This is a genomic window from Streptomyces sp. NPDC044033 (assembly GCF_056434425.1).
In genome coordinates this window covers 131583-153327 of the sequence record NZ_JBWKFF010000006.1, presented here as the reverse complement: position 1 = coordinate 153327, position 21745 = coordinate 131583, and the positions used below count along the sequence as shown (strand labels likewise).

Here is a 21745-nt window from a genome sequence, read left to right as displayed (position 1 = left end):
TGGTCGTGCCACTGCGTGTACGGTGGTCGCATGTCGGACCAAGCTGTCCCCGCCACCGGCCCCCTCGTCACCGGATCAGAGATCGCGAGACTGGCCGGCGTCACCCGCGCCGCCGTGTCCAACTGGCGGCGCCGCTACGAGGACTTCCCCGCGCCCTCGGGAGGTGGGGCGAGCAGCCCCCTGTTCGCGCTGACCGAAGTCCAGGTGTGGCTGGAGAAGCAGCGGAAAGGGCAGGAGGTCTCGGTCGAGGTCCAGGTCTGGCAGGAGCTGCGGGCCGCCTACGGAGAGGACATGATCGCCGGACTCGCAGATGTGGCCGAGCTGCTCTCCGAAGCGCACGGTCGACGGCTGCCGGGGTTGCGCCTGCCGCGAGAAGCCGTGGCGCGCGTCCGTTCACTCGCCGAAACCGAGCGGCCCGTTGACGTCGTGAACGCACTGACCGAACGGTTCGCCGACGCCGTACGGCGCGCCGGGTCGGATCAGGTGACGCCCTCCCGCCTGGCCCTCGCCGTACGACACTTCGCGCCGCCGCTGCCTCCCGGGGCGACGGTCTTCGATCCTGCCTGCGGCATCGGTCTGATGCTCTTCTCCGTCGCCGGGCAGACCGGGGCGCTCTGCCGCGGGCAGGAGGCCGATGCCGACTCCGCGCGGCTCGCCAGGCTCCGCGCCGCCCTGTCCTCGATGCCCGACACCCGGATCGAGACGGGCGACTCGCTCCGCGACGACCGATGGCCCGACCTCCGGGCCGAACTCGTGGTCTGTGATCCTCCGGTGGGCGTCACCGGATGGGGCCGCGAGGAACTCCTTCTCGATCCACGCTGGGAACTCGGCACCCCGTCCAAGGCGGAGGGCGAACTCGCCTGGTTGCAGCACGCCTACGCACATACCGCGCCGGGCGGGCACGTTCTGATCGTGCTGCCCGCCTCGGTCGCCTACCGCAAGGCCGGGCGAAGGATCAGGGCCGAGCTGGTCCGCAGGGGCATCCTCACCCAGGTTGTCGCCCTGCCGCCGGGCACGGCCTCCTCGCACGCCCTCCCCGTTCACCTCTGGACTTTGCGTCGTCCCGGGCCGGCCGACATCCCCCCGACCACGGTGCGGATGGTGGACCTCACCGCCAACGACCCTGACGGCAGCCTCGCCCCCCGCCCAGAGCAGATCGTGGACGTCCCTTCGATCAGTCTCCTCGACGACCTGGTCGACCTCACCCCGGGCAGCCACCTCCAGGCCGTGCACCGCGACTACTCCGGCGAGTTCACGGCCCTCCGTGGCGATCTGGAGGGGCAGCTGCATCGGCTGGCCGCACTGCTGCCTCAGCTACGGCCCGGTACGGGGGCAGGCTCGCTCGACGGTGCCACGGCGGGCGTCGCCGAACTCCTCCGGGCAGGCCTCGTGACCTACGAAGGCCCGGAGCCGGTCTCAGCCAGCGACCAGCTCGACACCGATTACCTCCAGGGTTTCCTGCGCAGCCCGGCCAACACCCGCCGTGCCACCAGTGCCTCCGGCACCTACCGGCTGGAGGCCAAGGGCGCCAGGATCCCGCAGCTGGCCATCGAGGAACAGCGCCGCTACGGTGCGGCCTTCCGGGAGCTCACCGAATTCGAGGCGACGATGCGGGCCGTGTCCGAGCTCAGTCGCCGGCTCGCCGAGCTGGCCCGCGACGGACTCGCCACCGGCGCTCTGGCCCCGGAGGACTGAGGACATCCGGCGGGGCGGCCCTGGGAGGCGGAGCCGCCGCAGTGCCGGGGCCCCGTCTCCCAGAGCCGCCCCGCAGCCACCCGTTCACACCTGGGTCGGCAGGAACTCGCTCGGTCTTCCGGTCCAGGACACGCTCAGTGCCTCGCGCGCCCTGGTGCAGGCGACGAAGAGCAGGCAGCGCTCGCGCAGGAGGTCGGCTCCGTGCTGCGGTGCATCCGTCTCCAGCGGGGTGATCTCGCGGGCGAAGGGCACCGTTCCCTTCGTGACCCCGAGCACGGAGACCGCCCTGAACTCCAGCCCCTTCATGGCGTGCATCGTGGCCAGCCGGACTCCGGGCGTCTCCGCGGCGACCTGCCCCTTCACTCGCACCACCGGGATCCCGGCGTCCTTCAGCCGGGACTCCGCCGCGTCCAGTGCCAAATTGAACCGGGCGCACACCCCGATCTCGTGAGGTGCGAGCCCTTCGCCGATCCATGCCCGCACCCGGTCCACGAGGGCGGCGTACTCCTCCGGCTGGGTGGTGTACCCGCCGGCCTCGGGTCGGCGGCCGCGCAGCAGCGAGCGGTAGCCGGCCAGGGAGTCGGTTCCATCGCCCTCCAGAGCGTCCACGCTGACCGGTGCGAGCAGGCGTGCCGACCAGACCAGGATCTCCTCGGTGGAGCGGTAGTTGAGACGCAGCCGGAAGCTGCGGCCGGCGGTGGCGATCCCCAGCGAGCCGAGCGACACCCGGGAGTCGTAGATCCGCTGGTGCGGGTCGCCGGTGAGGAACAGATCGTCGGGGCCGGGGGTGACGGCGGCCCGGAGCACCCGCCACTGCGCGGGGTGCAGGTCCTGTGCCTCGTCCACCACGACATGGTCGTACGGGGCCGGGCCGGCGGCGAGCAGGTCGGCCGCCCGGGCACAGACCCGCAGGTGGGTAGTGGCACCGCGCTCCAGCAGCAACTTCTCGAACCATTCGACGCCGTTCCATACGAGCCCGCGCCTGGCCGCTCCGAGGCCGGTGCCGCGTCCGCGCCGGCTCGCCGCGAGATAGCCGTCCAGATCACGGATGTCCTGGCCGAGCACCACGTGACGGTACTCCTGCGCCAGGAAGCGGGCCTGGAACGGCAGATCCAGCTGCTTGACCGCCTTCTCCCAGAGCTGCCGCTGGTCGCGGTCGTCCACGGGCTTCGGGGTGACGCCGGTGTGCTGCCGCACCACGCCGTTGGCATAGGCGTCGACGGTCGTGACATCGACCCGGGAGAGGAGGAGTTCGTCGCCTTGGAGGAGAAGACCGAGCATGTCGCGCAGTCCGGCGGCCAGCGCGTTGGTGTATGTCGTCAGCAGGATCCGGCTGTCCGGCGACCGTCCCAGCAGGTGCCGGACCCGGTGCAGCGCGGCCACCGTCTTCCCCGTCCCCGGGCCGCCGGTGACCTGCACCGGACCGCCGTACGAGGTGCGGTGGGCGACTCGCCGTTGGGAAGGGTGCAGGAAGACCCGCCAGGCCGCGAACGGTTTCGCCAGGATCTCCTCCAGCTCGTGCGGGCCGGTGACGAGACGGATCCGGGCGGTGGTGTTGCTGATGACGGTGGCCAGGTCCTCGTCCGGCTCGGGCGGCGCGTCCACCGGGCGGCGCACGGCCACCACGTCCCGGTAGACCTCCTCCGGCGAGAATCCTTCCGCGAGGTACTGGAGGACCTCCAGCTGGTCCTCGGGCAGCAGCGTGGCGAACGCCTCCAGCTGCGCCTTGTCCGCCATCGAGCGCGCTGCACGCAACACCTGGGCGTCGATGCCCAGTTCGCGCAGGACTCCATCGGAGACGCCGGAGAACAGCAGCTTTGGCGCCTTGCGGGAGGCCGTCTCGTACAGCGGTGTCAGCTCGTCCAGTGCGACCGCGTCGCGTACCTCCAGGCCGCGGGTGGCGCTGTTCGCGCTGTACAGGCGTTTCGCCGCCCAGGTGTACGCGTCGTCGTGCGGCAGCACATGGACGAGGAGGAAGAGATCGCTGCCGTCGTCCGGCGAGAGAACCACGCCGCGCCAGAAGTCGGTGATCCGTATGGTGCGCATCCGCCGGTCACGGGCGTTCTCCACGGACTCCAGATGCAGACCTTTGTCAGCGTTGAGCTCGGCCACGGTCAGGGCCTGGAACTTCGTCATGGCCTTGCGGACGCCGGCTCTGACCGGCTTCTCCAGGGTGTCGAATCCGTCCCAGAAGCTCTGGGCGAAGGCGAGTCGGGGCATGGGCCGTGGGCCCCCTTTCCGCGGGTGTCAGACGGTGGGCCCGGCCAGGCGGGCGGCGAGTTCCCGGAAGGTCCGCAGCAGCGCCGCGGGTTCCGAGGTGAGGTCGAGGCTGTGCTGGAACAGCCGCAGACCGCCGGCGCCGCGGACCTCGGTCGTCCGCTCGGGCAAGCGGCCCGCCGCGTACACCAGATGCGCCTCGCGCAGGCCGAGCACGGTGGCATAGGCGAGCGCCTGGTACAGGTCGGAGTTCGGGTAGCCGTGGGCCCGGGGGGACTTCTCGGTCTTGTACTTGGCGTCGACGACGGCGACCGGTGTACGGCCGTCCACGCCGTACACCACCAGATCTGGCTTCATCCGAATCTGGCCGCCCGGGTCGAGAGCGTGTACGTCCTGCAGCCGCGCAGTCAGGCCGTACTCCCGGAGGGCCTCGCGCAGTGCGACCGTTACGAAGTCCTCGAAGAGCTGGTTCATGTCGAGCAGAAAGCCGTCCAGGGCGAGCGGGCCGGTCCGGTGCTCCGGCGAGGTGGAGCGCAGTACGGCCTCGGCGAGCCGCAGGGCGGGCTGGTAGCGGGAGTTGAGACGGGACGGCTGCCAGTGCGGCAGGTCCTGGCCGCGGACCAGGGGACCGGCGTCCGCGAGGCGGATTCGCTGGTGGGCGAGACGCCGCCGTACCGGCCCAGGAACGGACGGCAGCCGCAGCAGCCGTTCCACCGCGGCGCGCAGGATGCGGTTCTCGGCTGTGTCGGCGGTGTACGCGTCGTAGACGATCTCGGCGGGCGGCATGCGGCCGAAGTGGAGGCGGATCTGCTCGGCCTCCCGCAGTCGGCCCCGTACCACCAGCGCGGACTCCGCCACCTCCCGGTAGCCCTGGAGGACCCCCTGCCGCAGCGCGCCGTCGATCTGCCGTTCCACCGCGTACGCGAGCGCGGGCACCACGTCGTCGTGCGCACCGGTGCTGACCGTGCCCTCACGGCTGTCGCGCCAGGCGCCACCCGGGTCGAGGCTGAAGCCGAGCAGGAAGAACAGCCGCCCCACTGGTGTCTTGGGCGCGATCCGCAGGACCGTCCCGCCCGGCAGCCGGACCGCGCCGACCTGGCTGCCCGCCCGCAGCCGCCAGTGGCCGGGCCGCTCGGGGTCCGGCGCGGCACTGTCGAGGAACTTCGACGCGACGAGTGCCCGTCCGGTGGCCGCGTCGAGCGGTACGGACAAGGCGGCGCCGTACTCCCGCAGCGTGATCTCGCCCGGGGTGTAACTGCATGCTGGGCCCGCGTCGTCTGCCGCGTTGCCGTCGGCGGTCGCGGCCGGGATGTCACCGTGCGCCAGGGCGGCGCCCGCCGCGTTCCCGCTCATGACCGCCGGGTCCGCTCGCGCAGCGCGTCCAGGCCGTAGCGGGCGTCGATGTCGATGCCCTCGCCGTAGTGGTGCTCCTCAAGGAGGGGGAGGATCTTGGTGCGCCAGGTCCGGTCGAGGCCGCCCTCGCGGTATACGCCGGGCTTCATCAGGTAGGACGGGCCTATGGCGAAGTCGGGTTCGTCGATCGCCGTGTTGAGGGCGTCGAGCAGGCGGGCCGGCTCGGGGTCCTTGCCCTCGCGCTTCAGCCAGCGGGTGAGGAGGCCTGCGGTGGGCTCCACGCGGGGGGAGAGCTCCACGAAGGCGAAACGGCGCCGCATCGCCGCGTCCACCAGCGCGATCGACCGGTCCGCGGTGTTCATGGTGCCGATCACGTACAGGTTCGGCGGCAGCCCGAAGTCGTCCCCGGAGTAGGTCAGGCGCACCGAGCGCTTGCGGTACTCCAGGAGGAAGTACAGCTCGCCGAAGACCTTCGCCAGATTGGCCCGGTTGATCTCGTCGATGATCAGGAAGTGCGGTACGTGCCGGTTGCCCTCCTGCGAGGCGGTGTCGGCGAGCTCTCGTAGCGGCCCCGCCGTCAGCCGAAAGGCGACCTCCCGTGTCTCGGGGTCCTCGACCGGCCGGAAACCCTCGAAGAAGTCTTCGTACGCGTACGAGGGATGGAACTGGACGATCTTGACCTGCTCCGGGCCGCCACCGAAGTACTCGGCGAGCTTCAGCGCCAGATACGTCTTTCCGGTGCCGGGCGGTCCGTAGAGGACCATCTGCCGCTCGTCGAGAAGGAGTTCACGCAGTTCGTCGAGGAAGGAGCGGTCGTGGACGAGGAGCTTCCGGGCGAACTCGTCGGTGACCTCGGGGAAGGTCAGCACGCGCTGCTCGGAGGATTCCAGGACCTGCCCGGCCGTCTCCGGCGCGGTCACCGGGCCGCCGGTGAGCGCGGTGAGCTGTTCCAGGACGGGGGTCAGGTCGACCACGTCGTGCTGGGCGGAGAGCTTCTGCTGCACCTCCTCCGGCAGATCCTCGTACGGATGGGCCGTCTCCTGCCAGGCCACCGGGCGCCGCAGGTTGGAGAGCTCGTCGGCAGGCCCCGTCTGCACCAGGTCGCCGGTGATCCGCCCGAGGTGGAGCAGGCCGTCGCTGAGGGTGGCGACGGTGTCCCCGATCCGCATCTGGGTGAAGAAGGCGTGCAGTTCGTCGACGAGACCGCGCTTCTGGTGGTACGTCGCCGAGCCCTCGTAACCCTCCTCGACGAAGCGGCGCAGCACGCTCTTGGTCGGGTCGGGCTCGTCCACCCGCGGCAGGTGGGGTGCGTCGAGCGAGACCAAGTCCTCCTTCAGCCAGAGCCGACGGACCAGGTTGTGGCCGGAGACGTTGTTCCCCCGCACCAGCCAGGCCTTCTGCGGGGCCCGCCAGCTCAGCGGCAGGAAGTCGCCCAGGCGGTGCCCGTCCTCGGTGCTGCGCCAGGTGCCGGGGCCGGTGGCTCCGTAGCCGAGGACCAGGGCGGCCGCGGCGGACGGCGAGTTGCACACGATGTCGCGGGACGCGGTCCAGGTGCCGGGGCGGGGGCCGTCGGCCAGCGTCCCTTTCTCCCGCAGTCCGGAACGGAGCCGGCGTGCGAAGTCGCTCAGCCCCGGCCAGTCCTCTGCCGACACCGCCGACCCCGCGCTCACCAGGAACTTGTGCGAGCCGTTGTCGCCGGGCTCGGTGAGCAGGAAGCCGTGGGCTTCCCCGGCGTCCTTGGGCAGGGTGATCCGGAAGTCCGGGAAGCCGGGAAGACGGTCGGGGAGCTGCGGCATGGGGACCTTCCGGGACGAGGGTGGTTCAGGTGGCACGAAGCGCGTCCAGCCTACGTGTTGACGGTGTCAATCGGTATGTTCGGTGGCTGGACGCTCACCCGCGCCCGTTCGGCTACCGGCGCTCGGGGAACACCTGGGCGCTGTCCCGCTGCTTGCGCGCCGCGGGGGCAGGCGCCTGCGAGTGACCGGCGAGCTCGTTCAATTTCACGTGCAGCGCGTCCTGGGTGGCGTAGTCCCCGCGAGAGGCCGCGGCGCACAGGTCGTCCCAGGCGGTCAGGATGGGACGGCGTACGGACTCCGGGAACCGGCCGAGCTCGGCGTCGTGGGCGGCGAGCATGGACCGCCAGGTGGTGGTGTCGAGCTGCCGCCACAGGCTGCGGGCGTGCTCCGTCGCTGCCCGCATCGCGGGCAGATCCAGCCGCTCGCGTGCCGCGTCCAGGGCGCGCCGGGCGTCGGCCAGCTCTTCGGCCGGCGCGTCGAGGCCCAGCTCCCGGCCCCGGCGTGCGGCGACGGACGCGTTGGCCGACCAGCCGCGGGCGTCCCGGCACGTCTCCACCGTGTCGCGAGCCTCGTCGAGGAATCCGTCGAGGGACCGGCCGAGGGGTTCACCGCGCACGATCGCGGTGAGCTGTTCTGTCAGTTCGGTGAAGACGCCGTGCTCCGCCGCCGTCAGCCCGCCGCCGAAATGGGCGATATGGGTACGGATCTCGTCGAGGAGCCGAGAGGCGTCGCGGCCGATGCCGTCGGCGACGGCGCTGCGGCGCAGCCGCGCGCCCAGCTCCTCGCCGTCGCCGATGCGGTAGGCGAGGTTCACGGTGCGGTTCTCGTCCAGCTGTACCCGGAGTGTGAGCCGCTCCACGCTGCCGGTGCCCCTGTCGAAGACATGCGTGTGCTCCCCGCAGAACTCGTTGCGGGCATGGGACTTCTCGTGCGGTCCTTCGACGATCCGGAAGGTCAGCGCGGTGGTGCCGTCCGGCCGGATCTGAAGGTTCTCGATGTTCTGCCAGTCGGTCGGGTACGGCGTTCCGGCGCTGAAGAGGACCGCGACGGCGCCGTCGTCGAGTGCCAGTCCCAGGTTCTGGGCGGTGACCTGCTCCGGTCGGTCGGTCCGGAACAATGTGCCGCAGGCCGAACATGCTGTCAGGCCGGTGGCGTTGACCATCTGGCACTCGGGGTCGGGGCACTTCAGTCCGCCCGCGTCCAGCGGTTCGTCACAGAGCCTGCACACGGTGGATGAGGTGGAGTTCTGCTCGCCGCAGTGTGGGCACGATGCTCGGGATGCGACGGGGGCGGCCGCCCGCAGCCCGGAGAGGCTGACCGCACAGACCGGACAGCTCGCGGTCCCCTCGGCGGCGGGCACATAGCAGCCGGGACAGTCAACCGTCGCCGTGCCGAGCAGAGAGGTGTCGCAGTCGGGGCAGACGCTCTCGGTGAGCGGGATCTCGGTGGTCAGGCACGGCTCGGAGGGGCAGGCGAGAGCGGACGCGAGCCCGGCCTCGATGCCGGCGCCCAGCGCGACGGCGGACATGGGGTCGATTCCGCTGTGCACCTTCTCCTCGCCGAACAGTTCGGCCAGACGGCGGCGGACCAGCGGGATGCGGGTCGAGCCGCCGACGAGCAGGACCTTGTCGATGTCCGCGGTCGTCCTGGACGCGTCGCGCAACACGCCACGGGTGAGCTCCAGCGTGCGGTCGATCTGGGTGCCGATCAGCTCCTCGAAGTCGTCGCGGGTGACCTTTCCCGTCCAGGAGCCGCCGTTCTTTCCGAGCGGCGCGAGGATGATCTCCGCTGCGGTGACATCCGAGAGTTCGATCTTGGTGCGTTCGGCGGCGGCGCGGATACGTGCCGCGTCGCCGGTCCCGGAGAGGTCACGGCCGCCGAGTCGCTTGTCGGTGAGCATCCGGCACAGCGCGGAGTCGAAGTCGGCCCCGCCGAGCGACTTGTCCCCGCCGAGCTTGTACACCTGGAAGTACCCCGCCCCGATGACCAGCACGGACACGTCGAAGGTACCGCCGCCGAGGTCGTACACGAGCACCGAGCACATGTCGTCGTCACCCTCGACGAGGCGCTCCACCCCGAAGGCGTGGGCCGCCGCGGTCGGTTCGGGCAGGATCCGTGCGACGGTGAAGCCCGCAAGCTCCCCGGCTTCCCGCACCGCCGCGTACTGCGGTTCCGTGAAGTACGCCGGGACGGTGATCACGGCTCGTGGGAAGGGTTCGCCGGCGGTGTTCTCGGCGTCCGTGCGCAGCCGTCGCAGCAGGATCGCCGAGATCTGTACGGGCGTCAGCCAGTGGGCGCCGAGCTGGATCTCGACCCCGCCGTCCGTGGACTCCCGTACCTGCGGTGCGTCCGCGGGCCGCTCGTCGAGCAGCCGCTGGACGTCGGCGTCGGCGTGGCGGCGGCCGATCAGCCGCTTCACCTCGGTGATCACGGAGCCGGGCAGGTGGTCGCGCACGCCGAGCGCCTCGCTGCCCACCAGGAGGGACCCGTCGGCGCCTGTACCGACGGCGGACACCGTGGCCCGCTCGCCGTGGCGGTTGGGGAGGACCACCGGCACGCCGCCGTCCATCCAGACGGTGACGGAGTTGGTGGTGCCGAGATCGATTCCGAGTGTGCGGTACGGCATGACGTGGCCTTCGGGTGGCAGGGACGGGAAGGGTGGTGTGGAGCGGGTTCAGCGGCGGCGCTTGGAAGTCTTGCGAGGCAGCGGCTGCCGGCGCCGGGCGCGGCTGGTGCGGCGCGGCTGGTTCCGGCGCTCCCACGTGGCCCCGCCCTCGGAGGTCCTGGCGGGTACCCCCTGTTCGGTGGCCGGCGCGGGCCCGGGTACGGCCAGGACGACATCGGCACGGCGCAGGCAGTCGGTCCCGTGGCGGAAGCCGGTGACGGTCTCCCGCAGGACGGTTCCCTCGGGAGCGATCGGATGCGGTTCGACGCCCGTCGCCCGTGCCTCCACCGGGTCGGGGATCTTCCCGATGAGGTCCATCGGATGCACGCCGTGGCGGGCGAGTTCGGCCCGGAGCATCCGGTGGGCGGCGTCCGTCTGCTGTTGCACGGCGGCTGCGACCTGTCCGGTCCGGCCTGCTCCGGAGCGGCCGAACTGCTCGGACCGGTGTGCCGTGTCGGCGAGGAGGTCGTCGAGTGGCAGCAACGCGGTGAGGAGATCGGTCAGTTGGGCCACGGCCTCCTCGCGTTTGCGGGAGAGGGCCGCGACGCGGACGCGCAGTTTGCGCAGCTCGTCGGTGCCGGGCGGGGGAGTGGTCACTTGGATGCGGGACCTTTCGGAGCGGCGGACGCCGGGAGGGGCGGTGTGAGCAGTTCACTGACGAGGGCGTCGCCCGGGGTGCGGGCCGCGTCGTGGGCGGCCTTCAGGACGCGTTCGCGGTCCGTGTCCCGTGCGCGGCGGGCCCGGGAGACCGCCACGCCCGCCGCCTTCGCGAGGTCTCCCTGGCCGATGCCCGGCCGGGCCTGCGGAAGGAGCTCGAACACGGTGGGGCCGAAAAAGGGCATCGGTGTGCGGGGGTGCGCGGTCACAGGGGCTCCTGGATGTACGGCGGGTCGTCCGGGTCCGGTGTTCCAGGTGAGTCGAAGAGGCCGGGGAACATCATCGGTTCGAGCGGGAGCGAGGTCTGACACCCGGTCGCCAACCCCAGCGCGGACGCGGCGCGTTCGTCGCGTACGGCACCGGCGGGGTCGTCGTCGGCCTGGCGGGCGCGGGCGCGCCGGTGGTACGCGACGGCGACGAGCTGGTCGTACGCCGCGGAGCGGCCTGGAGTGATCAGCAGCCCGCCCTGAAGGGCGATCAGCTCGGAGAAGCGTCCGGTGTCGACCAGTTCCCCGGCGAACGGCACGACGGTCTCCAGTGCCTGCCACTCCGCCTCCGCCCCGGTGAGCTGTGCGAAGGACGCGGCGGCGGAGAGCAGCAGAGGGACCTGCCGGGTGTAGTCGCCGGACCGTGCTCCGAGCTGCCGGACGGCCGTGTCGTGCAGGAGGCGGGCGATGTCACCGTCGTCGGCCTGTGCTCCCCACTCGTCCTCGGAGGGACTGACCTCCGCCAGTTGCCGCAGGACTCGACGGGCCTCGCTCTTCTTCCTGGCGAGCGCCTTCTTTACGGTCCGTTCGATCATCCGGTCGCAGTACCAGGAGTACACCTTGTGCAGATCCTCGGCCGGGTTCTCCGCACGGAACCCGCGGTGCAGAAGTTCCCCGACCCGTTGCAGGCCGGGCTGTTTGCCCCGCCTGTTTCCCGTGATGACGGAAGCGATGTCGGCGAGATCCAGCGCGTCCAGCGCGTTCTGTGCCGCCGGGTCGCCGGGGCGTACGCACAGCGCCCGCTGGAAGCGGGCACGGCCCTGATTCCTGTCCTTCGTCCCCAGCGCTTCGGTGCCGCGCCGGACCAGGGCGGCTGCCAGCTCCTTGGCGAGGGCGGTGTCATCGGGAGCGAGCGCGTGCGCGGACTCCAGCCAGAGGATGCGCTGAACGAGCGTGGCCCGCTGGTAGCCGTTGCCGTTCCGGCCGGCGCTCAGTCCGGCTTTGCGCGCCATCTCGTGGTGGCGCCGGTCGAAGTCGAGGTCGAGGTGGGCGGCCGAGGTGAGGTCGGTGAGGGTGTCCTGCCACTCGCCCTTCGCGAACTGCTCGCGGGCCCTGGTGGCCAGGGCTCTGGCGAGGTACGGCGCGCAGGCCCGGTGGGTGTCGGAGTCCGCCTGCCAGGTGGCGGGTTCGCCGTGACGGCGGGTGTACGAGGTGAGCAGGGCGCGGTGTTCACCGTATGCCTCCAGGTGGTCGGCGGCGGTGTCCACGGTTACGGGGGAGCCGGTCCAGGACCGGCCGCCGAGCAGCAGCCCCAGGCACGGGGGAGCGGTGTCGGGGGTGGGTGGCTGCCAGGTGTCGACGTCGCACCGGCAGCTGCCGGTGCTGCCGCCCTGGTTGTCTTCCCGGCCGTCGTCGCAGGTGCCGAAGCGCTCCTCCACCCGCAGGTAGGCACGTTCGCCGCGGACGAGCTCGCCGCTGTACTCGTACTCTTCGACGTTCCAGACGGTGTCCCAGGCGTCGAGGACGTCGCGGCCGTCGCGTTCGTCGACCGAGCGGAGTGCCCTACGGATTCGGTCCGCCAGGGTGTCGCGTGCGGACCGCCAGTCCTCGGCGCCGAGGGGAGCGCCCCGCCGCGCGGTCACCATGTCTTTGAAACCGAGCGGGTCCTCGTCGTCGAGCAGCAGGTGCCAGACGGCGATGGCGAAGACCGCGTGAGCCGGATCGACCTTCTCGCTCTGGGCGAGCGACCTCAGCGTGCCGATTGCGAGCGCGTGCACCAGGGCGGTGCGGCGGTTCCCGGACGGGTCGGGGACGGCGTCGAGGACCTCGCCGATCGCGCCCTGGCGGGCCGCCTGCCACACCAGGCGCCACAGCGCGTGTGCCGGGCAGCAGAGGCAAGGCGTCTCGCCGGACGTGGCATCCGGAGCGTCGAGTACGGTGCGGACGTCGCAGGCGCAGCCGAGGTCGCAGGGCTGGTCCTCGCCGCTCGCGGGCGGAGTGGTGCCGAACAGCGCGAGCCAGCGGTGGACCGCCTCGGGCCAGTTGCCCGCGCGTTCGGCGAGCAGGGCGCGCAGGGCGTCGTAGGAGGCGCGGTCGTCCACGGGGAAGGCGGGGCGGTCTGTGGAGATCCGGTCCAGCAGGTTGAGCGTGCGCGCGAAATTTCCCGTGCCGTAGGCGTGTTCGGCCTGACGGAGCATGTGGGTGGTGTCGGTGGTGTTCAAGCAGGTCCCCCATGTGCACGTGGTGCACGGTTGACCTTATGTGGCGTCGATTTGCTCGGTCAACGGGCCTTCAGATACCGGACGGTGTGGCCAGTTCCGCTCGTACGGTCTTGCCACCCGGCGGGCGTGGGACGGTCTCCCAGCGGTCGGCGAGGAGGGCGACGAGGGTCAGGCCCCGGCCGCCGGTGGAGAGGTCGGGGACCTCGCCGGCGGTTTGGGGGAGGCGTTCGCCGCGGGCGTCGGCGACCTCGATCAGGAGGCGGCCGGGGCGGGGCAGCGGGATGTAGGTCAGGGCGAGTTCGAAATCGCGGCCCGGGACGTGGCCGTGCAGGGCGGCGTTGGCGGCGAGTTCGGCGACGACGAGTTCGGCACGTTCCGTGATATCCGGGGGAAGGTCCCAGGCGTGGAGTTCGGTGACGGCGAGGAGTCGGGCGAGACGTGCGCCGCGACGGGTGGAGGGCAGCTGTCGCCTGAACGTCCTGGTGCTGGTGGAGGGCGTGAGTTGGGGTGCGGTGTGGTTCATGGGGTCAGCGTGACCCGCGCGGGGGTGGGGCGGCGAGAGGGAAACCCCGTACGGTGAGTCACCGTATGGGCACGCAGGGTGGACGGTACGGGGTCTGCGGCGTCACTCTGGGTGCATGTGATCGTGCGGGAGGAAGGGCGGCGGATGGCCATTGTCGGAGAAGGGGCTGGTGCGTTCCCGGAAGGGGAACGGGAACCGCATCCGTCGGACAGTCTGCGGACGTTCGGTGCGGTCGTGCAGGCGCTGCGCGAGCATGCGGGGCTGAGTCGGGTGGAGTTCGGCGAGCGGGTGCGGTTCTCGAAGCACACCGTGGAGTCGGTGGAGCTGGGGCGGCGGATGCCGGACGAGTTGTTCGTGGAGCGCGGGGAGGAAGCGACGGGGAACACGGGGGCGTTGCGGAGGTCGGCACCGTATCTGTCGCGGGGAGAGGCGGGGCTGGCGGCGTGGTTCCGGGAGTGGGCGCGGCTGGAGCGGACGGCAGTGAGTCTGTGTACGTACGAGTGCAGGCTGGTGCCGGGGTTGTTGCAGTCGGAGGCGTATGCGCGGGCGGTGTTCGACAACAGCATTCCGCTGCTGACGGACGAGCAGCTGGAGGCGCAGCTCGCGGCGCGGATGGCGCGGCAGGCGATGCTTCGGGAGCGGCCCACCGTGCCGTTCGGGTTCATCGTGGAGGAGTCGGTGTTCCGGCGGAAGCTGGGTGGGTCAGAGGTGCAGGCGAGCATGTTGGAGCACGTGCTGGAACTCACGGCGCCGCGCAACGTCACGCTGCAAGTGATGCCTACGGAGACGGAGTTCCACGGGTGCCTGGACGGGCCGGTACAGATCCTGGAGACGCCGGACAATCGGAGGCTCGGATACTCCGAGGGGCAGCAGAACGGGCGGCTGATCTCGGACCCGAAAGAGGTGGCTCTCCTCTGTCAGCGCTATGACACACTGCGCTCGCAGGCCCTGAACCCGAAGGAATCCAGGGACCTGTTGGAGCGACTCCGAGGAGATCTAGAGCATGAGTAGCGACATGACGGGACTCGCCTGGTTCAAGTCCAGCTACAGCGGGACGCAAGGCGACAGCTGCATTGAGGTGGCGATCGCCGAACAGGCCATCTATGTACGGGACTCCAAGGACGTGGCGCGTCCGGCTTTCGCCGTCGACCGCGACGGGTGGGGTCGGTTCGTACGGTTCGCTTCGGAGCGCTGATACGCCGAGGGGCGCCGTCCGCTGATGCAGCGGGCGGCACCCCTTGCGTTGTCCGGACGTCAGTCGTCCTGCCGGGCCGGGTGGCGCGGGCCCTGCCCCGGGGGCGGGGTGAGCGTGGACCGGTACGTGCCGGAGTCGCTCTCGTCGAGCGGGGTCTCCAGGGTGAGACCGGCGGCGGCCATGCGGTCGTACTCGGCGAGGATCAGGTCCTTGGTGCGGTAGGTGCCGTGGGCCGCTTCGTCCTTGCGTTTCACGATGGGGAAGGTGTCGAGGATGTACGACACGTCATCGCGAGTGATGCCGTAGAGGTGGAAGAAGAGGGCGTCAAGCTCGATACGGATGACTGTGCGGCGGGATTCCTCCCAGCGGAAGGGGGTGTTGGTGTCGCCGAGGTCGCGGGCGAAGTGGGTCATGTCATAGGAAGTGTGGGTGAGTTCGAGGATACGAGGGAGGATGAAGTCCGCATGGGTAACGAGCTGAGCAGGCGCTGGTACAGGGAGCTGATTGACGCTACTAAAGGTGAGATGGATGCCGCCGACTTTCTGTCGAGCGACGTAGTCGTACGCGAACGAAGCCAACGCGCTGTACAAGAGGGGCGCGCTTGTTGCGTCACCGATCAGCACCAACGGGAATGGGTGCCCAACTCCATAGGCTGGCACCATCGAGGGAATCATGGTGCGCATGTTTGTTGCGCTTGTGATGTCGCAGAAGCCAAGGATCCACTTGTGTTCCCAATGCCGCGCCGATAGGCGGGCTGTTACGCCGGGAATCTTGACCTTGTGCCCCTGCTTATCGAGCCTGTCCGAGAGCGTGTCAGCCTCGGCAACCCAGTTGCTCGGAACCGGTGATCGGCGAGGATCGTCCAGTTCCTCAGGCGTCAGATAGCGAGGCTGATTCTGACGCTGCACCGCTGTTGCGCTCTTAACGACATCGGCAGCGCGATGGTTGAAGAAGTCGAGCATCTTCGCCTCGTACAGCGGTAGCAGCCGCTCCTTCCCCCGCACCAGCACGTTCCCGTCGAGACTCCATCCGTCCGCGAGCATCGAGTCGAGGGTTTCGCTGTTGGAGGGCGAGGGGCGGAAGAGGTGGGAGTCGTGGGACATGTTGAAAAGGCCCTGCATAAACGACACACCCCACGGGTTGCCGTTCGCCTTGTCCGACTCGTTGAGTAGGACCGGAACCCGGCGGTAGATGCCGAGAGTGATCTCGGCGTCGCGGCGGGAGCGGAAGACCGGGCAGGTGCCGGTGTTGGGGTTGAGAAGGGTGATTTCCTCGGGGGAAAGGGTGAAGACCTTGTCGGGGGTGTCCAGTTCCGCTGGGTCGTGGACGAAGAAAGCGAATCGGGCTACTGGTTCATGCAGTGAGCGTCCTGCGAGGGACAGCACGCAGAACTTCATGCGAGAGTCGACCGCCGGGAAGAGTCCGCTGCGGTTCTCGAAGTCGAACAGCGCTGCCAGCGACCCTGCCGACACCAGGTCCTTGAAGAAATACTGCGTCCGCGCGTCCGTCGCGATACCCGTCGGCACGATGACACCGGTCCGCCCCCGGCCGCCGGTCAGGATGCGATCGGCCTCGGCGAACAGCGCGTACAGGTTCAGGTTGCCCTGCCCTGTGAGGGGATAGCGGTGAGAGTTGCGCAGGAAGTGGCTCGCACCCAGCACTGTGCGCTTTGCCGCCTCATGCTCGTTGTACAGATCCAGCGTGTCCGGATCGTCCTTGAGTGCCTCGATCTTCTTCTTGCGCGCGGCCGTGTTGTTCGTGGCTGCGATCTCCGGCGCCCGCACCGCGAAGAACTCGACCTCCGGAAGGTTCACGCTGTCCCACGGCGGATTCCCCACCACCGCGTCGAACCCCCCGGCCCACCCCGTCGCCGGATCGACGCCCGCCCCCGACTCCGGGACGGCGAACACCTCCGGGAACTCCAGATGCCAGTGGAAGAACCGGTACCGCTCGCTCAGCGCGAGTACCTCCGTCAGCGTCGCGTCGTTCACCGCCGCCGTGTCCCCGGCGAGCAGGCCCCGTACGACGTCGTGCGTCGGCGCCTCCGGCGCGCCCGGCTGCTTCGGCCAGACGAAGGCGGCACACCACGCGTCCGCCGTCTCACGGTCGCGCGTGTACGCGGTGGAGCTCACGTACGCCTCGTACGCAGCCTCCTGGGCGTTGACCTCAGTGAGGTCGTCGGACGGAGCGTTGGTGATGAGGCTGAGCTGAGCCGCGAGACGTGCGTTGCTCGGCACCGTGACCTCGGACTCGGCGAACAGGTCGCCCTGGCCGCCGCGTTGCGCCTTGTTGCGCTTCTTGAGCGCGGCCGCGTACTTCTTGTCGTCGCCCTCGATCGCGTCGAACGCCTCGTCGGGCACTCCGCCCGCGAGGAGTGACGGCGTCGTGCCGAGCAGCGCGTTGCCGTACCGGACATGCGCGTCCAGGAACCCCAGCGCCTTCCCCGGCTCCATCGCCTCCAGCCACAGCGACACCTTTGCCAGTTCCACTGCCATCGGGTTGAGGTCGACGCCGTAGATGCACCGCGCCACGACCTCCCGCAGCGCGTGCCGTACCGCGTCGACCGTCGGCTCCGGGTTGTGCTCGCGCACCGCCGCGACCCGCTTCGCGATCCGGCGCGCCGAAGCGACCAGGAAGTGCCCGGAACCGCACGCCGGGTCGCAGACCGTCAGGCCCAGCAGCTCCGCGACGATGTCGTCCGCCGGGTCGGGGCGGCCACCCGCCGAGGCCCGCTGCTCGCCGCGCTTGACCGCGTCGTCGATGACCGGGTCGAGGGTGGTGTCGAGGAGGCACTCGATCAGCGACGACGGGGTGTAGTAACTGCCTGTCGTCTTGCGGCTGTTGCCCGCCACCTCGACCAGCTCGAACGAACGGTCCGCCGCCGAGTGCTTCGGCTCCAGTTCGAGCAGCGACTCGTACACCGAACCGAGCTCCTCGGCGTCCAGGTGCCGGTAGTCGACGGCCCGCCACCGCCGCGCTCCCGGGTCATGGACCTGAGCCAGGTACCCGACGGCCTTGAGCAGCGACTCGTTGGAGAGCTTCAGCCCCTCCAGCGGCGCGTCCGCCTCCGTACGCGAGAACAGCCCGCCGAGGCCGGGCAGGCCCAGCTCGGGCCGGCCGCCCTCGGTGCCGAGCGCGTCGAGGACCAGGCGCAGCGCCTCGTACTGGTCACCGTGCGCGGTGCCCTGGCGTCGCCGGGCCCGCCTGCGCAGACGGTCCGAGGAGAAGTACTTTGCGTACGCGTCGCGGGCCCGGTCGTCCGCCGCCGGGTCGAGCAGCGCGTCCCGGTCCTCGGCGACGAAGACGAAGAGGAGCCGGTAGACGAGCCGGAGGAGCCCCGCCTGGAGCGCCTTCGGGTCGGTGTCCTCGCGCAACTGCCCGTTGTCCGGGTGCCGCAGGAACCCCGTACCGAGCACGGTCAGTGCCTGCTGGACACCGAGCCGCAGCTGGTCCAGGGCGCGGGCGCCGGAGGTGACGGCTTCGGTCCGCCACTTCTCCAGCCAGCACCCGGACGGCGCCGCCCCCTCCGCCACCTCGAACCGCGACGCGTGCAGCACGCAGTACAACAGCACGAACTCGCTGAACAGTTCACCGTCGAAGATCGCCTCCAGGTCGAACTCGACGTACGCGGCCGTCGCGAACGACGACGAGTCGCGCAGCAGCCGCAGCGTCCGGCCGTTGGTGAGGACCGCCCAGAGGTGGGCCTCGGTCCGGTTGAGGCAGTCCTGGACGAGGGACTGCGGCGGCACCTGCCCGGCCGCCGGCCGCTTGTCCGGTTCCTGGTTCCAGGGGATCAGGTGGAGCAGCGCGGGCCCGTGCCGGTGCGAGATACGGAACCGGGTCTCCGTATCGGAGTCGGCGGGGATGCCCCCCGGGCCGACCTCCGTCAGCGCTCCGAAGTCCAGCTTGCGGAAGAGCTGGGAGAGCCAGTCGGAGGAGGCCCGGCCGGTCGGGTCGGCGGCGGGCGCGCCGGTCTTCGGATCGGCGGGCAGCGCGGCGCGCAGTTCGCGCCAGAGCGGCTTGAGGTATTCCCAGGCGCGCTCGGCCTCGTCGCGGACGGCCACCGAGCCCGGCAGCCCGTAGTCCGCCGACTTGGTGCCCGGCAGGTTCCTCGCCTCGGCGATGCGGACGAGCATGTCGCCGGGGAGCAGCCCGCCGACGGTGGTGACGGCGGTGAAGGCCGGGGCGGTGCGGGTGGCGGCGGACATCAGGCTTCGGCTCCGGTCACGGTAGAGGCGGAAGAGGTAGCAGGGGCGGATACGGCGGCGGGCTGCTGCGGCAGATACACGTACACACCGAGGACGTCGGCGGGCTCCTGCGGGACGACCTTCAGACCGCGGACGATCTCTGCACGGTCGCTGGTGTCGGCCTTCCGCACCCGACGGTGCGAGGCGTCGAGGTCGGCGGCGAGGGCGACACCGTACTCGGTGATGTGGCCGGACAGTTCGGGGAGTCCGTCCAGGGTGCGGGTGATCTGGTTGCGGGCCAGCTGTTCGTGGGTGTTCGTGGCGGCCCGTGCCCCGACGAGCGCCGCTGCCGCGTCGTCGTCGAGCCAGCGGGCGCGGGCGGGCAGGCCCTCGAAGGCGAGCAGCCGGGCGTCCTCGGCGACGATCTGCTGCTCCCCGGTGCGGGACGGCAGCGTCAGGTGGAAGCGGTAGCGGACCAGGAGCAGGGTGGTGCGGATGGTGACCGCGTCCGTGGTGACGACGCCGCAGCGGCGGGCCGGGCGTGGGCCCGGAGTGTTCGCGTCGAGGGCCGAGTCGAGGACGTACGCGGCGAGCGCGCCGACCGCCGGGTCGGTGCGGACCAGGGCCGCCTCGCCGCGCCCGATCGCCGGGGAGGTGCGGAACGGGATCTGCCGGTCCTCCTCCACGATCCGTCCGCCGAGCACCGCCGCGAGAGAGTCGCGCACACCGGCCGGCGTACCGCCGACCTGCGCGGCGAAGTCGCCGGAGCCGTCGCGGCCAGTGGGTGTCGCAGTGCGGACCTGGGCGTCAAGGTCGCGCAGCGCCTCCAGGACGAAGTCGCGGACCTCCTCGGAGCCGCCGAGCGCGGCCCGTACGGCGGTGACCTCGCGGGCCACCTCCTCCGGGTGGATGGCGCGCTGCGCGTACTTCGAACGGGAGGTCCGCTCGCGCTCGGCGGCCGAGTTCCACTCCCGTTCCATCCGGTCCAGGGACTCTTGGTGGCCGTCGAGGTCGAAGAGTCCTTCCTGGGTGCCCTGCCTGCCGTGCAGCAGCAGCCATTCGACCACCGCGTCGGTGACGCCCGAGGCCGTCTCGTCCGGCACGGAGACCGAGATGCCGAGATCCTTCTTGATCTGCCGGTGCTTGGCGAAGAGGACTTCGAGGACCTTGCCGTCGATGCCGTTGTCCTCGCCGAACATGGTGATCACGCGGACCTGGTCGCGCTTCTGCCCGTACCGGTCGACGCGGCCCTCCCGCTGGTCGTGCCGGGTCGGGTTCCACGCCAGGTCGTAGTGGATCACCGCGTCGAAGGCGTGCTGGAGGTTGACGCCCTCGGAGAGGCAGTCGGTGGCGATCAGGACCCGGCGGACAGCCGGGTCGTCGGCGTCCTCGGCGGCCAGCTTCTCGATGCGCTCCAGACGTTGCTGCGGGGAGAGCGTGCCGGTGACGGCCGCGATCCGCGTTTTCGCCCCCAGCTTCTTCTCCAGGTGCGTCGCCAGATATTCGGCGGTGGGGATGTAGCGGCAGAAGACGATCGGGCTGTAGCCGTCCGCGATCAGCGACTTGAGATGCGCGGTCAGCGTCTTGAGCTTGGCGTCGGAAGCCGGGCCGTACAACTCGGCCGCACGCGCGGCGAGTTCACGCAGTCGCGGGTCGCCCTGCTCGCTCTCCGCCGCGCCCGGCGCGACGTCCATGCCCTCCAGCCGGTCGCTGTCCGAGGAGTCACGGGTCAGCGGGGCGCCGAGGGCGTCCGCCTCGACGGCGGTCCGGGCGGCGGCGGACTCGGAGCGGGTCCGAAGGGTGCGGGCCGCGGCGGCGGGCGAGGACACCATGGACCGGAGCAGCGCGATCACCGACCACCAGGCGATACGGGCCTCCCGCTTGCCCTGGCGACCCGCGGTCTCCACCCGGTCCGCCGCATAGGCGATCGCGTCGTCGAGCAGCGCCCGGTAGGCAGGGGTGAGCTTGTACGGCTCGTCCTTGGTCCACCGGTCGGAGGGGAACGCGGTCCGCTCGACGAGGGAGTCGTCGGCGAGGCCGTCCTCCTTGGTGAGGTACTGGCGCACGTCGGCCCGCTTACGGGCGACGAAGTGCTCGGCGAGACGGGCCCGGCCCGCCGGGCTCTCCAGATCGACTGTGGCCAGGTCCGGCCGCACGAGACCGAGCAGATTGCGGAACGCGGACTCCTTGCCGGAGTGCGGGGTGGCCGTGAGCAGCAGCAGATGCCGGTCCTCGTCAGCGGCGATCCGCCGCAGCAGTTCGTAGCGGAGCTGACTGGTGGACGAGGAGGCCGGGCCCTGCGCGTCGTCGGCCGCGACGCAGGTGTGCGCCTCGTCCACCACCACCAGGTCCGGACAGTGCCGTACGAAGTCCTCGCGGTGCCGGGTCGACTTGATGAAGTCCGTCGAGATGATCGTGAACGGGTGCCGGTCGAAGAGCGACTGCCCCAGCTCCAGGCCGCGCTCCAGACGCGACACGGTGGAGGCGAGGACCAGCTCGGCGTCGATACCGAACTTCTCCCGCAGTTCCCCCTGCCACTGCTCGGCGAGCGAGGGGGAGCAGAGTACCGCGAGGCGGCTCGCCTCGCCCTGCGCGAGGAGCTCCTTGACGATCAGGCCGGCCTCGACGGTCTTGCCGATGCCGACGTCGTCCGAGATCAGCAGCCGTACGGTGCGCTGCCGCAGCGCCATGAGCAGCGGCACCAGCTGGTAGGCGCGCGGCTCCACGGCGATCGACGCCAGCGCGCGGAAGGGCCCGGCCCCGGAACGGAAACCGATCCGCAACGCGGTCCGCAGCAGGCCGGCCGCCCGCTGGTCACCCAGGTCCGACGGGCTCGGCGCCGCGAACTGGGCGCACCGCACCTTCTCGAAGGCGGGAAAGACCGCCGCGACGTCGTCCTCGCCGCCGCCCAGCGGGCGCAGCACCAGCATGCCGGAGGCGCTCTCGGGGAGCACCACCCATTCCCGGCCGCGGGCGTTCACCAGCGAACCGGCCGTGTACGTGGGGCTCATGGGTCTCTCGGTTCCTTC

The 21745-nt window shown here is 70.7% G+C and carries 13 protein-coding genes; 3 read left to right on the top strand and 10 right to left on the bottom strand.

Going from position 1 to position 21745, the window contains the following annotated elements; all coding sequences use genetic code 11:
- The first annotated feature begins 30 nt into the window (after positions 1-30).
- A complete protein-coding gene (locus AC07AB_RS13690) occupies positions 31-1695 on the top strand; it encodes an N-6 DNA methylase (protein WP_478565011.1) in 1665 nt (554 codons plus the stop codon).
- 84 nt (positions 1696-1779) lie between these two features.
- Here AC07AB_RS13690 and AC07AB_RS13685 read toward each other — a convergent pair whose 3' ends face one another.
- From AC07AB_RS13685 to AC07AB_RS13650, 8 genes are all read right to left on the bottom strand, one after another.
- Positions 1780-3915, bottom strand: a complete 2136-nt coding sequence (locus AC07AB_RS13685; protein WP_478565008.1) for a UvrD-helicase domain-containing protein — start codon at positions 3913-3915, stop codon at positions 1780-1782.
- A gap of 27 nt (positions 3916-3942) precedes the next feature.
- A complete protein-coding gene (locus AC07AB_RS13680) occupies positions 3943-5265 on the bottom strand; it encodes an McrC family protein (RefSeq protein WP_478565005.1) in 1323 nt (440 codons plus the stop codon).
- A complete protein-coding gene (locus AC07AB_RS13675; RefSeq protein WP_478565002.1) occupies positions 5262-7061 on the bottom strand; it encodes a DUF4357 domain-containing protein in 1800 nt (599 codons plus the stop codon). Before AC07AB_RS13675 ends, AC07AB_RS13680 begins: the two co-directional genes overlap by 4 nt.
- Positions 7062-7173: 112 nt before the next feature.
- Entirely contained in the window at positions 7174-9687 is a 2514-nt protein-coding gene (locus tag AC07AB_RS13670; RefSeq protein ID WP_478564999.1) for an Hsp70 family protein, read from the bottom strand.
- A 48-nt stretch (positions 9688-9735) separates the two neighbouring features.
- Positions 9736-10323: a nucleotide exchange factor GrpE gene (grpE, locus tag AC07AB_RS13665; RefSeq protein WP_478564996.1), complete on the bottom strand. Its 588-nt coding sequence runs from the start codon at positions 10321-10323 to the stop codon at positions 9736-9738.
- The gene (locus AC07AB_RS13660) at positions 10320-10592 is read right to left on the bottom strand and encodes a hypothetical protein (protein ID WP_478564993.1); all 273 of its coding nucleotides are present in this window, start codon (positions 10590-10592) and stop codon (positions 10320-10322) included. The genes grpE and AC07AB_RS13660 overlap by 4 nt, the downstream gene beginning before the upstream one ends.
- The gene (locus AC07AB_RS13655; protein ID WP_478564990.1) at positions 10589-12811 is read right to left on the bottom strand and encodes a hypothetical protein; all 2223 of its coding nucleotides are present in this window, start codon (positions 12809-12811) and stop codon (positions 10589-10591) included. Before AC07AB_RS13655 ends, AC07AB_RS13660 begins: the two co-directional genes overlap by 4 nt.
- Before the next feature lie 70 nt (positions 12812-12881).
- Entirely contained in the window at positions 12882-13334 is a 453-nt protein-coding gene (locus AC07AB_RS13650; protein ID WP_478564987.1) for an ATP-binding protein, read from the bottom strand.
- Between the two features lie 144 nt (positions 13335-13478).
- Here AC07AB_RS13650 and AC07AB_RS13645 point away from each other — a divergent pair, with 144 nt between their 5' ends.
- Positions 13479-14345 carry a helix-turn-helix domain-containing protein gene (locus tag AC07AB_RS13645; RefSeq protein ID WP_478564984.1) on the top strand — a complete coding sequence of 289 codons (867 nt, stop codon included), beginning with the start codon at positions 13479-13481 and terminating at the stop codon, positions 14343-14345.
- Complete coding sequence (locus AC07AB_RS13640; protein ID WP_478564981.1) at positions 14338-14529, top strand: DUF397 domain-containing protein; 192 nt, start codon at positions 14338-14340, stop codon at positions 14527-14529. The genes AC07AB_RS13645 and AC07AB_RS13640 overlap by 8 nt, the downstream gene beginning before the upstream one ends.
- A gap of 59 nt (positions 14530-14588) precedes the next feature.
- Here AC07AB_RS13640 and AC07AB_RS13635 read toward each other — a convergent pair whose 3' ends face one another.
- Both AC07AB_RS13635 and AC07AB_RS13630 read right to left on the bottom strand, forming a co-directional pair.
- Entirely contained in the window at positions 14589-18737 is a 4149-nt protein-coding gene (locus tag AC07AB_RS13635) for an Eco57I restriction-modification methylase domain-containing protein (RefSeq protein WP_478564978.1), read from the bottom strand.
- Entirely contained in the window at positions 18737-21727 is a 2991-nt protein-coding gene (locus AC07AB_RS13630; RefSeq protein WP_478564975.1) for a helicase-related protein, read from the bottom strand. Before AC07AB_RS13630 ends, AC07AB_RS13635 begins: the two co-directional genes overlap by 1 nt.
- Between the last annotated feature and the right edge of the window lie 18 nt (positions 21728-21745).